The organism is Noviherbaspirillum pedocola (assembly GCF_016632335.1).
In the GTDB taxonomy this organism is placed as follows: domain Bacteria; phylum Pseudomonadota; class Gammaproteobacteria; order Burkholderiales; family Burkholderiaceae_D; genus Noviherbaspirillum_A; species Noviherbaspirillum_A pedocola.
On record NZ_JAEPBG010000025.1, the window covers coordinates 1 to 14,010 of the forward strand.

A 14,010-nucleotide genomic window follows, 5' to 3' on the forward strand; every position below is an offset into this window, starting at 1 on the left:
CGACGCCATCCATGCGGTGTTGTGCGGAGCCGGGCACAACCTGCGCCTGATCATCAACAAGCTCAAAGGTACTTGCCAGACCAATCTCATTTATTGAAATTCGGAATTCTTCAGGGCCGACTAGATAGTTGCACGCTGGGCAAACGGCAAGCGGCTCGATACGCAAGGCGCGCATTTCTTCGTTGGAGACGCGCTTGTCCTGTCCATACTAATGTGGCTAAACAGGCGATGCTCGTTTGGATTCCATTTCGAGCATCTGGCGGGTAGTGCTGCAGCACTCAACAAAGTAACGCTAATTCGAGTTGCGCAGACCTTTCTCAGCAACTGGCTTGACCGAGCTCGTTTCATGACTGGCATTCTTGCTCTCACGGTACAACGCGCCCATCAGCAACAGGACTATGCCTGCCACGAAGATCAGCGCGCCGCTACCCATGAAAATCTGAGTTGGCGTCCAGTGGGCAGCGATCAGCAGGCCGACGACTGACGGTCCTGCAATACCTCCGAATCGCCCGATACCCAGCGCCCAGCCCACGCCCGTCGACCGTATTTCCGTAGGATAGAACAGGGCCGATAATGCGATGACACTCTTCTGGCCACCGCTGACGCAAAAGCCGGCAAGGAAAATGGCAACCATGAGGACCGGCAGCTTCGCGGTGAACATGATGGCAGTGAAAGCCATGAAGAAGCCGCCGCACAAGTAAAGGGTGCCAATGCTAACGTAGGGACCGATGCGATCCATGGCCGGTCCAACCACGAGTGCGGCGAGGATGCCGCCTATCGTTGGAAGGGAAGTCAGCCATACTACAGTGTCCATCGGATACTTTAGCCCAGTCAGGATGGTTGGCAACCAGCTCTGCATGAAATAGAACACGCCCAAGTTAATAAAGAACACCAGCCACAGCAGTAGCGTGCCGCAGGCGCGTCCCATCGTGAACAGGCTTGTTATGGGTGCCCGCCTGGCATCGCTTTGGACGTCCAGGAAATGGGTTCCTGGACGGATATGTATATCGGGGTTAATGCGGCGAACAATCGTGGACAGCATGCTGAAGTCCGATTTTCGACGTGCGAGGTAAGTGATTGACTCCGGCAAGGCCAGAAACAGAGCGACGCTAAGCAGGATGGGGGTCATTCCACCTACCCATAGCAGCGAAGTCCAGCCATAGCGCGGCAGCAAATAGCCCGCGGCAAACCCGGCCACAACGAAGCCAAAGGAGAATCCGCAGTAGATCGCCAGCACGAAGGTGGCTCGCAGGCGCTGCGGACTATATTCGCCTGTCAGGGCGACCGCGCTCGGCGCTGCGGCACCCAGCCCGACGCCGGTGATAAAGCGCAGCGCCAGCATTTCCTGCACGTTTGACGCCCATGTCGTGCCGATAGTAAAGACACCGAACAGGAAGGTGGCGATAATCATGACACGTTTGTGGCCATACTTGTCCGACAAGGGCGAAACGAAAAGATAGCCCACCGTCAGACCGACCAGGGTCGAAGAAAAAATCGGCCCAAGCATCTTGGTCGAGATGTGCCATTCCTTAGCAAGCTGCGGAACGATATAGCTAATTGCCTGCGTATCGAAGCCGTCGATGAACAGCAATAATCCGCAAAGGAGCACGATAATGTACTGGTAGGCACTTACCTTGCGGGATTCGATGATATCCGTAACCCGTATTGAATCGTCTCTCACTGGTGTCTCCTTTACATCCCGATTTGAAAGGCGGACCGGGTTTTCGCCGACGCATAGACTTGTTACCGTTCGAGCCAGACCACAGGGTCGAGCTCGCGCAGCTGTTTGTAATAGGGGTAGGGCTTTCGCAATACTTCATCCGCATACGGGTCGAAGTCGGATACCGGTACATTGACACGAGTGTGTTTTACATTTGCGCTTGCCATTCTTGTCTTCGTTGTTTTGATGAGTCAATGACACGGCCATTATCACTTTCAGCACACGAGTCATAGCCTCGTACTCAGTCCGTGATAACAAGGTCTTGGTATAGATCAATGTAGAAATAGGCAAATTCGACAGTCAGCAAAAGGAGTACCTATGTTCGCAATGTGAACTATTCGTAGAGGCACTGCTACACCACCCGCGCGAATACGCGCTTTTGGCCTTTGTACCTATGAACGAAAGCCTTTACAGCTTCTATGGCTGTTTGATGCTTCTTCAGGCGCATGATCTCGCCGGGGGCGGACATGGCTACCAGGATTGCAGCCAGCAACAGCGACGACAGCAGCGGCGTCTCCGCGCTCGTACGCAGCAGGCAATCCAACGGCGAGATAGAAGAGCACGGTCGCGCCATAGATCCAAGCACGCGATAGCTAGCCAGCCCAGTTCAGCATGCGCGCGGCATCACAGCCATGCTTGCCAGCTTATTTCAGCGCCGCATCCGCTGCGCCGACCTGCGCAGCCGTGCCCGGCAGGTTGCCGCGCCTGCCGTAGATGCGGCCCATGATGGCGGTGCAAAGGCCGGCGGCCAAAATCACCACGGCGGCGGCGTAGAACACGTCCGCCGGACTCCAGTGCGCGCCGATGAGCATGCCGACCACCGACGGTCCGGCGATGCCGCCAAGGCGGCCGATGCCGAGTGCCCAACCCACGCCGGTGGAGCGGATCTCGGTCGGATAGAACACCGCCGCCATCGCGATGACGCTCTTCTGGCCGCCGCTCACGCAGAAGCCGGCCAGGAAGACCGCCAGCATCAGCACCGGCAGCGAAGCGCCAAATGAGGAAGCGGTGAAGGCCAGGAAAGCCGCGCCGCACAGATACAGCACGCTGATCGAAACATACGGGCCGATGCGGTCCATCGCCGGGCCGACGACGAAGGCCGCCAGGATGCCGCCGGTGGTCGGCAATGCGGTGATGAGCACGATCTTGTCCAGCGGGTATTTCATCGCGGTCAGCATCGTCGGCAGCCAGCTCTGCATGAAGTAGAACAGGGCCAGGTTGATGAAGAAGATCAGCCACAACAGCAGCGTGCCGCTGCTTCGCCCCTTGGTGAATAACGCGGAGATCGCCGCGCGCCTGGCTGCGCCGGCGCCATCGATGAACACGGTATTGGCATCGATGCGCAGGCGGGGATCGAGTTTCAGCAGGGTCTTTGCAAGCTCGCCGCTGCGCGCGCGGTAACGCGTCAGGTAAGCCATCGACTCAGGCAGGCACAGTATCAACAGCAGCGTGAGCACGATAGGCGTCACGCCGCCGACCCATAGCAGCGAGGTCCAGCCATAGAGCGGCAGCAGCGCGCCGGCGACGAAGCCGGCCACCACGAAGCCGAGCGAAAAGCCGCAATAGATCGCCAGCACGAAGCTCGCGCGCAGCCGCTGCGGACTGAATTCTCCGGTCAGCGCCACCGCGCTCGGTGCTGCCGCGCCCAGACCGATGCCGGTCAGAAAGCGCATCGCCATGAGCTGCGTCACATCGCCGGCCCAGACCGTGGCCACGGTAAAGATGCCGAACATCAGGCTCGCAATCGTCATCACCCGCTTGTGGCCATACTTGTCCGACAAGGGCGACAGCAGCAGATAGCCGACCATGAGCCCGACCAGCGTGGAGGAAAAGATCGGCCCCAGGGTCTTCGGCGCGATATGCCACTGTTTCGCCACCAGCGGCACGATGTAACTGATTGCCTGCGTATCGAAGCCGTCGATGAACATGATCAGGCCGCACAGAAGGACGATCATGGCTTGATAGCCGCCGACCTTGCGCTGCTCGATCACGTCGGACACGCGTATCACGTTCTGACTCATGGTTTGTCTCCTTCTGTCATTGTCGGGCCGCCCGGGGCATCGCCGTGGGACGACACTGCACATACTTAGTGAGGGGTCTACGCAGCGTCAACCAATCCCACTAAAATGTTCGCATTTCGAACAAGTCCGCGCCTAATGAATGGCATCGAATCCGCACCGCCGACGGACGACAAGGAATATGTCGCCGGCCTGGAAAAGGGGCTGTCGATCATCGAGGCGTTCGGCATCGAGCATCGCGCGCTGATGCTGACCGAGGCCACGCGCATCACCGATGCATACCCGCGCATCGGCCAGGCGCTCGCTGTTGACCCTCCAGCGGCTGGGATACGTAAAATTGGACAGCAAATAATTCCGCATCGAGGCGCGGGTCTTGTATCTCGGCCATGCCTATGTCGCTTCGCACCCCCTGCCCAAGGTGGTGCAACCCATCCTCGAAGCACTGAGCCAGCGCGTGCAAGAATCGTGTTCGCTCGCCGTGCTCAACAGCGTCGAGATAGTATTCGTCGAGCGCATTGAGCCGGCGCAGCTTTAGCACCGGCCTGTACATGGGATCGCGTCTGCCCGCGTTTGCCGCCCCCGGGGCGCGCTGCTGTCAGCATTGCCGAGCGAAAAATGCGAAAACCTGTTGAAGCGCAGCCGGCGCGAAGCGCTAACGCCGCATACCCGCACCTTGATACCGGAACTGATGGCACTGGCTGAAGAAGCACGTGGCCTGGACTATGCATACAGCAATGAAGAGCTCAAACCCGGCCTGTGTTCGATCGCGGTGCCGGTGGCGGATGCCAGCGGTCGCGACGTCGGCGCAATGAGCATCGCCGCCCCTGCGACGCGATACAACGTCGACAAGGCGGTGAATCTGCTTCCGCCCGAGCTGGAATGTTCGCGCTGCATACTCAGCACGCTGTTGTAAGGGGCGCGCATGCGCGCGGTGAGGCTTGCCGCCCCCCGACAGCGCATCCCCGATAAAACACGGTTGAGGAATGTGTTGAAGAAGTTGGTTAGTCCGCCTACTGCGCAGTCTCGGCCGTGGTGACGAAGGCATCGCAATGAAAGTCGTCGGCCGCCAGACCTGCCTGCGTGACGAAGTCGCGCCGCGCCGCGTTGATCATGGCCGGCACGCCGCAGGCATAGACCTCATGCCCAGCAAGCGATGGAAAGTCCTCAAGCACGGCCAGATGCACGAAACCGGTACGGCCGGTCCAGCCCTCCTCCGGCTCGGACAGCACTGGCACGAAGCGGAAGTTCGGATGCTGCTGCGCCCATTTCTGCGCCACGTCGGCCTGGTACAAGTCCCGGCTGCGCCGCCCGCCCCAGTACAGCGTCATCGGCCGATTGTGGAGCTTGCGCTTGAACGCGTCCTCCAGGATCGAGCGTATCGGCGCGAAGCCGGTGCCGCTGGCGACGAAGACGATCGGCTTGTCCGAGTCCTCGCGCAAGTGAAAATCGCCGAACGGCATTTCGAGCTTGACGATATCGCCGGTCGCCGGACTCGCATCGAGATAGGCCGAAAACCTGCCGTTCGGCACATGGCGCACATGCAGCAGCACGCCGTCGTTCTGGTGCGGCGGATTGGCCATCGAGAAGCTGCGGCGTGATCCATCCTCCAGTAGCACCTGCAGATACTGGCCAGCCCTGAACTTAACCTTGGTGCCTGCCGGGAAGCGCAGATGCAGCACCGAGATATCGTCGGCGGCACGACTGACGCGGTACAGCTTGGCCGCCACCTGCTTCTGCGCATTTGGATCGATCTTCGCAATCGAGCGCGGCGCGATCTTCACATCAGAAACCGGCTTGGCCTGGCATAGCAGTGTGCAGCCCGCCCGCCGTTCGTCCTCGGTGATGCCCTCGAGCACGGCTGGCGCATCGATGCCGCCTTCAACCACCCTGCCCTTGCAGCTGCCGCAAATGCCGGTGCGGCAGGAATACGGCAGCTCGTAGCCGGCGGCTCTGGCTGCGTCAAGGATGGTCGTGCCGGGAGCGCACTCGAAGCGGATGTCGCTGCCTTCTACTTCAATCTGGTAAGTCATGTCCTGTTCTCCATAGTCGCGACTGTTGCGGTCGCAAGCAGCGCCAGGGTTTCGATCACGGATGCCGGATCGGCGATGCCGCGGCCGGCGATATCGAAGGCGCTGCCGTGTCCCACGCTGGAAAACAGCACATCCGCGCCGATCGACAATGCGCTCGCGCGCAGCGGGCTCAACAGCTTGACCGGGATATGGCCCTGGTCATGGAAGATGGCCAGATACGCATCATGGCGGCGCTGCCCGAGCAGCAGGTCGGCGCCGGTGGGACCGTCGGCAGCGATGCCCATTGTCCGCAATCGCGCCACCGCTGGCTTGGTGATGGTTTCATCTTCGTCACCGAATAGCCCATCCTCGCCGGCATGCGGATTAATACCGAACACGCCCAGCGTCGGCTGCGCGATGCCGAGCCGGCGCAGCGCCGTCGCCGTTGCGGCGCCGGCCGCCACCACCAGTTCCGGGGTCAAGCGCGCCAGCGCATTGCGTACCGACTCGTGCAGCGTCACATGCGCAATGCGCAGGCCGGCCGCCGACAGCATCAAGAACACCTCGTCCTTGCGTCTGCCGCACAGCTGCGCAATCAGGCCAGGATAACCGGTGAAGGCGATGCCGGCGGCGTTCACCGCGGTTTCCGAATGCGGGCAGCCGATCACGGCATCCACCCGTCCTGCCTGAGCCAGGCGCACCGCTTCACTGACATAAGCTACGGTGGCGCGGCCTGCGGCGGCATCGACCTTGCCGGGCTGGTAGCAAGTCGGATCGAGCGCTTTGATATCCACATGCGCGATGCATCCATCGGCACGGTCCGCTTCATCGAGCGCGCACAATTCCACGCCCGGCGCGTAGCGGCGTAGGCATTCGCGCAGGATGTATTCGTCGCCGACGAGCACCGCCTGTGCATTCGACTCCAGCGTCTGCGCGGCTGCCTTCACCGCTATCTCCGGGCCAATGCCGTTCGGGTCGCCGATGGCGACGGCGATACGCTTCTTCATCGCCTGCTCGCTCAGAGCGGAATCGCCAGCAGCGTATCAACGGCCACGCTGTCGCAGACCACAATGCGCTCGGCGAACTGCAGCTGACCGGACTCGGCGACAATGCGGTCGATGTACTTGCCGGTGGCGAACACATCGGTCTTGCCGCCGCGCATGGTGCGCACCACGATGAACGGGGTTTCCACCGCCGCTTCCGCCTCGCCACTGTTCACGATGAAAGGCGCGCCAGTGATATGGCGATACGAATGGCGCTCGTACACATTCGCCTCCCGCAGCGCGGCCACGCGGTCCTGCAGCATGCCGCGCGAATCGGCGTAGATCATGCCGGCTTCCAAGCCTTCGCGATGATTATCCGCAGTCGTGACCTTGTACAGGCAGTCTTCGCGGAAGAACGCGGGCCAGGACTCGAGCTGGTCGTCGTCGATGCAGCGCGCATAGGCCGCGTTCAGGGTATTGAGTTGTTCGTAATTGATTGCCGCTGCCATGTCAGAGCCCCATGAGATTGCGATAGGCCTTCCAGAAGCCGCGCACCGAAGTCTCGGTGGCGCGGTAGTTCACCGATTCGACGCCGGCCCCGCCCATTTCGACGATGGCCTTTTCGTCGCCGGCGCAGGCCACGCCGCGCTGCACGAAGCCGCCGACCGCGCCGTCTTCCATCGACACGAAGCCTGCCGCGCCGATCAGGTTCGATTGCTTCAGGCGCATCTTGCGCAGCTCCGGGGTGTCGTCCTCGAAGCCGAAGTAGGTCCAGTTCAGCTCGGTGTTTTCCTGCCCTTTGGGCAGTACCTGGCGGATCGCCAGGCAGTTCTGGATCTGCTGCAGCACGAAGCCGGGGAAGACCGACAGGATCTGCAGCGTCACGCCATCGCCGAATTCATCGCAGCCGTCGAGCAGGCTCGGGTCGGCCAGGCGATAGTCTTCCTTGTCCGAGCGCAGCTTTTCGGCGCTGTACTCGGCGTCCTTGGCCGCATTCGGATCGATCGCCGAATACGACACATGATGGCCGCCATCTTCGCTGACGATGACGCCGCCGCGCTGCGACAGGCGATTGATGCGGAAGGTGGTGAAGAACACATGCAGGAGGCTCGCGTGATACGAGTCCTTCACGTTCTCGAAGTAGAGCTTCCAGTTGTTCGGCAGCATCTGCTTGAAGCGGCCGATGACCTGTACCGGCTTGTGCATCACGCGCTCGATGCGCGACGTGATCTCTTCGCCGAGGTATTCCTCGATCGGCGGCACATCCTCGTCGAGGCTGCCAAATACCAGGCCGCAGAAGACAGTCGTGCGTAGCTTGCGCGGGCCATGCGCTTCCATGCAGAAGGACTCCGGCATGCCGCCCTTGCCATTGACGCCGTTCTGGAAGGCCACGCCCTTCAGGTTGCCTTCGAGGTCGTAGCGCCAGGCGTGATAAACGCAGGTGAAGTCTTCGGCGTTGCCACGGTCTTCCAGCGCAATCAGGGCGCCGCGATGCGAGCAGCGGTTTTCGAAGGAATAGATTTCATCGTCATTGCCGCGCACCACGATGACCGGCATCTCGCCGATGAAGGTGGTGCGGAAGTCGCCGCTCTTCGGGATCTCGGCTTCCAGGCAGAGATAGCTCCAGGTAGGCCCGCCGAAGACTTTGCTCTGCTCGGCCTGATAGACCGCGGCGTCCTGGTAGACCCAGTAGGGAATGCGCGTGACGTCCTCTTCCCAGGTGCGGGCGGGCTTGTCGCGCATATCGTGCAGCGTGCTGATGTTCATGATCGCGTCACCTCAAAGTAGCCGGCAGAGAGAAGGCTCTGCATTGCGACGCAGTGTAGGAGCGCGGATTCGGGAGGGTCAATTCGCGGCGGGGTTTAGTTCGCATAGCGAACAGGGTGGGTACTCGGCGTTTCCCAGCGTTTAAAGGTGGGCGAGCGGGTCGAGATCAATGCCGGGAAAATTCCCGGGGGCACACGGCGGCCTATATACAGCCATGGTCTCGCAGGAGCGGAGTATGCTGCGCGCATTTCCAACTGTGCCGAACGAATGGTACGGCAAGGTAGCGGAGCCCGTGCTGGTACATGACTGGTCACAGGACGCCATTGCAACTCAATGGCACTTTTGGCGTACCTAGGTGGAAGTGGCTGTTTCTACTTGAAGGTCTTCCTGCGGTTTTGCTCAGTGTCTTCGGGATGTCTTATTTGACCGACCGCCCGCACATGGCGAAATGGTTGAGCGCTTCCGAGCAACAATGGTTGCAGCAACAAATCGATAGTGAAGTTAAGGCCTCGTCAAGCCATCACGACGCGGGCATGCGCGCCCTCTTGAAAAAGCCTGTCCTCTGGCTGTTAGCTTTCGGCTATATCGGCGTCTTCTTTGGTAACTCCACATTGGGTGTGTGGCTTCCGTAGATTCTCCATTCCAACGGTGTGCCGCTCCGCACGATCGGTCTTATGGCAGCTGTTCCTCCGGTCGCAGGTTTGATTGGAATGATATTGCTGTGTAGAAGATCCGCCCGACGTAACGAACGCGTTTATCACACGGTGTTCGCGATGCTGGTGGCCGCAGCGGGCTGTGGAATAGTGGCGATCTCTAATGGCGTCCCGCTAGCCCTAGTAGGATTTATGCTTGCTAACATAGGTGATTATGCATCCTTGCAAATCTTCTAGGCTATACCGCAGACGTTTCTTCCTCCGAAGGTTAAACCTGCGGCAATTGTGGTGATTGGCTCGTGCGGCGCGCTTTTCGGGGAGTGGTTGACTCCGATGCTTGTCGGTCGCGTCCAAACAGTTACACATAGCCTATCGACAGGAATGGTAATCGTAGCTGTCACGATCTTGGTTTGCGCCATATCGGTCCTGATTGAGGGATCGAAAATAGCAAGACAGAGGTAGTGATGACCTTGGTTTAGTGCCGAACATTATGCGAATGCATGAACCATTGACCACACTCCGGAATTGGTACCGAACATCATTGGAAAATTTTGACAGCGCCCTGCGCTCAGCTTAGCAGTTGCGCCGGGCACCAGCGCCGCCGGTTGCACCTGCGGCGATGTTCTGGCGCTTCGCACCTGCCTCTGATTGATACAACGCGCTCAAACCGTCAAGACACTGCGGTTGCGCATTGCACGCCCTTTGCCGATGGGGGCCTGGCGAAGCTGCGAAGCGCCGGCGCCGTAGTGCCACCGATTCGGGGTCGCTGCGCCGATCTCGCCGCCATGGCGAAGGAAGGTCCGCGACGGTCGTGAAAGGGTGCAGCATGTCCAGCTTCTTGCATACTGCGGCACCAGTGCCTCGCATTGCATGCGGAGTGAGTCTGGCATGCTCATTAGGCTTAGATAAGGCGGGTTGCCGATCACAATACCGGCGACAGAAGTCCTTAGGGCTTCGGCAGAAATCCACGGTTGTGCGCGATGCGCTGAGCGAGGTGCTGCGGCCTTTCACAGAGAAATCGCTTTGATGTGGGCCCGTGCCTAGGCACATGGAAAAGGATGAAATTCCTATCCTTGGATAATTGTGACGAGCGTGTCGTTGGCATAGGTGCGCAGCGCCGGCGCTTTGACCATCGCGGCACACAGGAATGCGACGTCTCTCACAAAGGGTCGAGCAGCTGTGCAGTGTCGTTCGGCCAGTTCACCTTTTCAAGCAGTTCATGAACGATGGCTTCCCTCGTTTAAAGCGCCGTTACCGCATGCAGGCAGGCAATGACTTCGCTGTTGGCCTCGTCTGCGATGGAAGCAAACACAGAAAGCGTCCCAGACGGTTTCGGTATGATTGCGCTGGTTTGCGACATTCCTCAAAGCAAGATTGCCAACTCAAACCCGCATCGCAACATTCCTATGAGGCTTTACCAAGTCTCTCAGAAGCCGCTGCGTTTAGGGACGATAGGAAGTAGAACGCTCAAGAATGGCTTCGTAGGAAGCCATTTGCACAGATATTGGAGATAAGTCCATTCATGGTTGCCGCCTAGGCGTCGCTGGCAATGCCCTCCTCATTGGGCTCAGCGACGGTAGCGGCGGTCGGGCTCCTCTGGGGGCGGGCCTTGGGGCGGGCCTTGGCGCGCAACCAGAAAAAGACCTGCACCAGCACCAGCAACGTGCACACCGCCATGAAGGCTGCGCTGATTGGCCTCGTGACGAAAATCGACAGGTCGCCACGCGATAGCAGTAGTGCACGCCTAAAGTTTTCTTCCACCATCGATCGCGCTACGCCAGGTCCATGCCGTTATCCCCACGCGCACAAATGCGAAGCCCTCGAAGACGGATCCTCCTGGCACGCAAGCGCGCAATGAAATCCTGCACGCGACGCGCCGACTGGGGCGCACGATCTGGAAGAAGTGGAGTGGCTATCACCGACGAAGTCTCATTGAGACGAAAATGCGCTGTTACAAGCTCCTTGGCGAGCGCGTCCAAGCGCGCGACTTCGGTCCTCAAGTGGCCGAATTACAGGTACGTGCTGCCGTGCTAAATCGCTTTACGCGTCTTGGCACGCCCATTACGGTCGCTATGCCATAAGTCCGCCTACGAAAGAGCAAACTCGCCCTTTACTATATTTGTGCAACAAAGCCGTGGTGCGGGCGAAAGTTAAAGGTGCCGCGCTTCTGCGTCGGGTCGAGTTCCCAGTGGCTGATGAGATAGGAGCCGTGGTCATCATGCCCCGGTTCTTGCACTACGGGTTTATCACCGCCAGCAGCAGGTGCCTGGATGCCGGTAGTACGCGCTGGTTCGACTACTGTTCTTGTGCTATTGCGAGTAAGGTCGTCATAGCAGGCAAGCCGCTCGGCATCTGTTTGAATATCCATGCAATCCCGAAACTGCGAAGGCGCTGGCGCTGCGATCGCTTCGCCGACTATACCGATGAGCACTAGCGCAGCCGCTTGCCGAATGATTGCGATATCCATGCTTTCTCCACCATAAATTTTCATCATGCTTCTCATCCTGAAGATATTGACGCTATAGCGCGTCATCGTATTCCTGTGCCGAACCATTAAGCGGCCATGGATTTGTCTGCAAATCATCCCCGCTGCCGCCTTACACAGTCCGCCAGGCACAACGAAAAAGCGCAAAACCTGATCAGTCGTTGCAACGTGATCCCCGCGCATGGAAACCGTATAAGCGTTCGCGTGGAGGACTCTCGACTCATATTTGCCACTCTTCGTGCGTTACGCACATAGCGAATGCCAGTACGCCGCAAGCTTCCAGCGCAACAAAGATTGGCTAAACGAAATTCGTGTGGTAACCTAATGTTTCGTACTCTAATTGTTTTCTCGAAAACATGGCGTTTTCCATCGAAGAGCGGTTCTCTGCTGCGCTCTACCACGCATCGCGCGCGTGGCGACAAGCAATCGACAGAAGACTGAAAGATCTGGGCATCGGCCAAGCCGGATGGATGGCAATCGCGGTAGTTGCCGCGGCCGGCGAGCCTCTGCCGCAAACAGAGTTGGCGCGCCGCCTCGGCGTGGAAAACCCGACACTGGTCGTGACTATCGATCGGCTCACTGCAGGCGGCCTTGCGGTGCGTGTGCCATCTTCCACCGACCGACGCATCAAGCTCGTTGCTTTGACTGAAGCCGGGACCAAGCTATACGAGAAAGTGAAGAGCCAAGCCGATCAGGTACGTAACGAGTTGTTGGCGCATATCGATAAGGACCATTTACAACTCATGACCGAGCTTCTCGAGTCGGTGCGCGAAAAGGCGGAGTCCGCTCCATGAGCACCGTTGACACCTCTGCAGCAAGCCGCCCGGAAGCCGAACTGAACCGGACCATGATCACAGTATCGATCATGCTGGCCACGATCATCCAAGCGCTTGATGGCACTATCGCCAATGTGGCTTTGCCCCATATGCAAGGCAGTCTCTCCGCGTCGCAGGACCAGATCACCTGGGTATTGACTTCCTTCATCGTCGCGGCAGCCATCGCAACTCCACTTACCGGCTGGCTCTGCGACCGCTTTGGGCAGAAAACGATTTTCATGACCTCGGTGGCCGGCTTCACGCTTGCTTCGGTCCTGTGCGGCATTTCGAATTCGCTGACAGAAATCGTGCTGGCGCGGCTGTTGCAGGGCATCTTCGGCGCCGCGCTGGTGCCGCTGTCGCAGGTGGTGCTGCTCGATATCAATCCGCGCGAAAAGCATGGCTCCGCGATGGCGATCTGGGGTATGGGTGTGATGATTGGTCCGATCCTCGGCCCGACCCTTGGCGGCTGGTTGACTGACGCTTATAACTGGCGCTGGGTATTCTTCATCAATGTTCCCATCGGTTCGCTCGCCTTCTACGGCATCTGGAAATACATCCGCAGCACGACGCCCGCGCGCGCAATGCGCTTCGACCTCTTTGGCTTCGCTACGCTGAGCTTGGCCATCGGCGCGCTGCAGATGCTGCTCGACCGCGGTGAACAAAACGACTGGTTTTCCGCGCGTGAGACCTGGATCGAAGCGATCATCCTTGCAATGAGCTTCTCCTATTTCGTCGCGCACACCGCGCTCAAGCCTGCCGGGCAATCGTTCTTCGACTATCGCCTGCTGAAGAATTCGAACTATGTCACCGGGCTGCTGTTCATCTTCATCGTCGGCATGGTGTTGTTTGCTACGCGTGCGCTGACGCCATCAATGCTGCAGGGCCTGATGAATTATCCGGCCGCCGAGGCGGGCCTGGTTACCGCGCCAAGCGGCATTGGCACCATGTTCGCGATGTTGATCGTCGGCCGCCTGGTCGGCCGTGTCGACTTACGGGCGCTGCTGGCATGCGGCTTTTCGCTGACCGCGTTTTCGCTGTGGCAGATGAGTCATTTCACCCTCACGATCGCACCTGCCAATGTGGTGTGGTCCGGCGTGATCCAGGGGGTCGGTCTGGGGTTGGTGTTCGTGCCACTAAGCGCGGCGACTTTTGCCACGCTCACGCCAACGATGCGCGCTGAAGGAACAGCAATCTACAGCCTGATCCGCAATATAGGCAGCAGTATCGGCATTGCGCTGGTACAGACGCTGCTGGTACGAAATACGCAGATCACCCATGCCTCGCTCGTGGAAAAGCTCACCTATGCCAACCCCGCCTTGCAGGATCCGGCTACCAGCACGGTGTACCAGCTTGGCAGCCAGGCTGGTGCGGCCCTCTTGAATGCAGAGGTCACGCGGCAGGCTTCGATGATTGCCTACATTGACGACTTCTGGATGATGACAATCATGACTGCACTGGTGCTGCCCCTTCTGCTGTTGATCAAGGCGCCGAAGAAGGATGCCGCAGTAGCCGTCGACCATGCGGCGATGGAATGAGATACGCGACGAAACGATGAAA

The 14,010-nt window shown here is 59.3% G+C and carries 11 protein-coding genes and 3 pseudogenes; 6 read left to right on the forward strand and 8 right to left on the reverse strand.

Features of this window, described 5'->3' with window-relative positions; translation table 11 throughout:
* Positions 1-292: 292 nt before the first annotated feature.
* Both JJB74_RS29030 and JJB74_RS29035 read right to left on the reverse strand, forming a co-directional pair.
* Positions 293-1,681 carry an MFS transporter gene (locus JJB74_RS29030; protein ID WP_200598049.1) on the reverse strand — a complete coding sequence of 463 codons (1,389 nt, stop codon included), beginning with the start codon at positions 1,679-1,681 and terminating at the stop codon, positions 293-295.
* A gap of 683 nt (positions 1,682-2,364) precedes the next feature.
* On the reverse strand, positions 2,365-3,741 hold the full coding sequence (locus tag JJB74_RS29035; protein WP_200598050.1) for an MFS transporter: 1,377 nt from the start codon (positions 3,739-3,741) through the stop codon (positions 2,365-2,367).
* A 135-nt stretch (positions 3,742-3,876) separates the two neighbouring features.
* Here JJB74_RS29035 and JJB74_RS29040 point away from each other — a divergent pair, with 135 nt between their 5' ends.
* Positions 3,877-4,257 (forward strand): hypothetical protein, encoded by a 381-nt coding sequence (locus JJB74_RS29040; RefSeq protein WP_200598051.1) that lies wholly within the window; start codon positions 3,877-3,879, stop codon positions 4,255-4,257.
* Positions 4,160-4,651, forward strand: a pseudogene (locus tag JJB74_RS34340) (IclR family transcriptional regulator). Before JJB74_RS29040 ends, JJB74_RS34340 begins: the two are co-directional and overlap by 98 nt.
* Positions 4,652-4,748: 97 nt before the next feature.
* Here the strand turns inward: JJB74_RS34340 and JJB74_RS29050 are convergent.
* Genes JJB74_RS29050 through JJB74_RS29065 form a run of 4 tightly spaced genes read right to left on the reverse strand, consistent with a single transcriptional unit; the run spans position 4,749 to position 8,473 of the window.
* Entirely contained in the window at positions 4,749-5,768 is a 1,020-nt protein-coding gene (locus JJB74_RS29050; protein WP_200598053.1) for a CDP-6-deoxy-delta-3,4-glucoseen reductase, read from the reverse strand.
* A complete protein-coding gene (locus JJB74_RS29055; protein ID WP_200598054.1) occupies positions 5,765-6,754 on the reverse strand; it encodes a PdxA family dehydrogenase in 990 nt (329 codons plus the stop codon). Before JJB74_RS29055 ends, JJB74_RS29050 begins: the two co-directional genes overlap by 4 nt.
* An 11-nt stretch (positions 6,755-6,765) precedes the next feature.
* Positions 6,766-7,239 carry an aromatic-ring-hydroxylating dioxygenase subunit beta gene (locus JJB74_RS29060; RefSeq protein ID WP_200598055.1) on the reverse strand — a complete coding sequence of 158 codons (474 nt, stop codon included), beginning with the start codon at positions 7,237-7,239 and terminating at the stop codon, positions 6,766-6,768.
* Between the two features lies 1 nt (position 7,240).
* Positions 7,241-8,473 carry an aromatic ring-hydroxylating dioxygenase subunit alpha gene (locus JJB74_RS29065; RefSeq protein ID WP_200598106.1) on the reverse strand — a complete coding sequence of 411 codons (1,233 nt, stop codon included), beginning with the start codon at positions 8,471-8,473 and terminating at the stop codon, positions 7,241-7,243.
* 347 nt (positions 8,474-8,820) lie between these two features.
* Between JJB74_RS29065 and JJB74_RS29070 the strand changes: the two genes are divergently transcribed.
* Positions 8,821-9,129: an MFS transporter gene (locus tag JJB74_RS29070; protein ID WP_200598056.1), complete on the forward strand. Its 309-nt coding sequence runs from the start codon at positions 8,821-8,823 to the stop codon at positions 9,127-9,129.
* Between the two features lie 1,554 nt (positions 9,130-10,683).
* On the opposite strand, the pseudogene JJB74_RS29075 reads toward JJB74_RS29070, so the two are convergent.
* A pseudogene (locus JJB74_RS29075) lies at positions 10,684-10,914 on the reverse strand (hypothetical protein); the annotation flags it as partial.
* Here JJB74_RS29075 and JJB74_RS29080 point away from each other — a divergent pair.
* Positions 10,914-11,231 (forward strand): annotated as a pseudogene (locus JJB74_RS29080) (IS5/IS1182 family transposase); the annotation flags it as partial. The pseudogenes JJB74_RS29075 and JJB74_RS29080 overlap by 1 nt on opposite strands.
* 32 nt (positions 11,232-11,263) lie before the next feature.
* Here the strand turns inward: JJB74_RS29080 and JJB74_RS29085 are convergent.
* Positions 11,264-11,683 carry a hypothetical protein gene (locus tag JJB74_RS29085; protein ID WP_200598057.1) on the reverse strand — a complete coding sequence of 140 codons (420 nt, stop codon included), beginning with the start codon at positions 11,681-11,683 and terminating at the stop codon, positions 11,264-11,266.
* A gap of 308 nt (positions 11,684-11,991) precedes the next feature.
* On the opposite strand from JJB74_RS29085, the gene JJB74_RS29090 reads away from it, so the two are divergent.
* Entirely contained in the window at positions 11,992-12,429 is a 438-nt protein-coding gene (locus JJB74_RS29090) for a MarR family winged helix-turn-helix transcriptional regulator (protein WP_200598058.1), read from the forward strand.
* Positions 12,426-13,988 (forward strand): DHA2 family efflux MFS transporter permease subunit, encoded by a 1,563-nt coding sequence (locus JJB74_RS29095; RefSeq protein ID WP_200598059.1) that lies wholly within the window; start codon positions 12,426-12,428, stop codon positions 13,986-13,988. The genes JJB74_RS29090 and JJB74_RS29095 overlap by 4 nt, the downstream gene beginning before the upstream one ends.
* Positions 13,989-14,010 lie beyond the last annotated feature (22 nt).

Bases quoted from the DNA above. Each gene is read 5' to 3' on its own strand.
- JJB74_RS29060 (WP_200598055.1), bottom strand. From the start codon at position 7,239: ATGGCAGCGGCAATCAATTACGAACAACTCAATACCCTGAACGCGGCC.
- JJB74_RS29095 (WP_200598059.1), top strand. From the start codon at position 12,426: ATGAGCACCGTTGACACCTCTGCAGCAAGCCGCCCGGAAGCCGAACTG.
- JJB74_RS29085 (WP_200598057.1), bottom strand. From the start codon at position 11,683: ATGACGCGCTATAGCGTCAATATCTTCAGGATGAGAAGCATGATGAAA.
- JJB74_RS29050 (WP_200598053.1), bottom strand. From the start codon at position 5,768: ATGACTTACCAGATTGAAGTAGAAGGCAGCGACATCCGCTTCGAGTGC.
- JJB74_RS29035 (WP_200598050.1), bottom strand. From the start codon at position 3,741: ATGAGTCAGAACGTGATACGCGTGTCCGACGTGATCGAGCAGCGCAAG.
- JJB74_RS29090 (WP_200598058.1), top strand. From the start codon at position 11,992: ATGGCGTTTTCCATCGAAGAGCGGTTCTCTGCTGCGCTCTACCACGCA.
- JJB74_RS29055 (WP_200598054.1), bottom strand. From the start codon at position 6,754: ATGAAGAAGCGTATCGCCGTCGCCATCGGCGACCCGAACGGCATTGGC.
- JJB74_RS29040 (WP_200598051.1), top strand. From the start codon at position 3,877: ATGAATGGCATCGAATCCGCACCGCCGACGGACGACAAGGAATATGTC.
- JJB74_RS29065 (WP_200598106.1), bottom strand. From the start codon at position 8,473: ATGCGCGACAAGCCCGCCCGCACCTGGGAAGAGGACGTCACGCGCATT.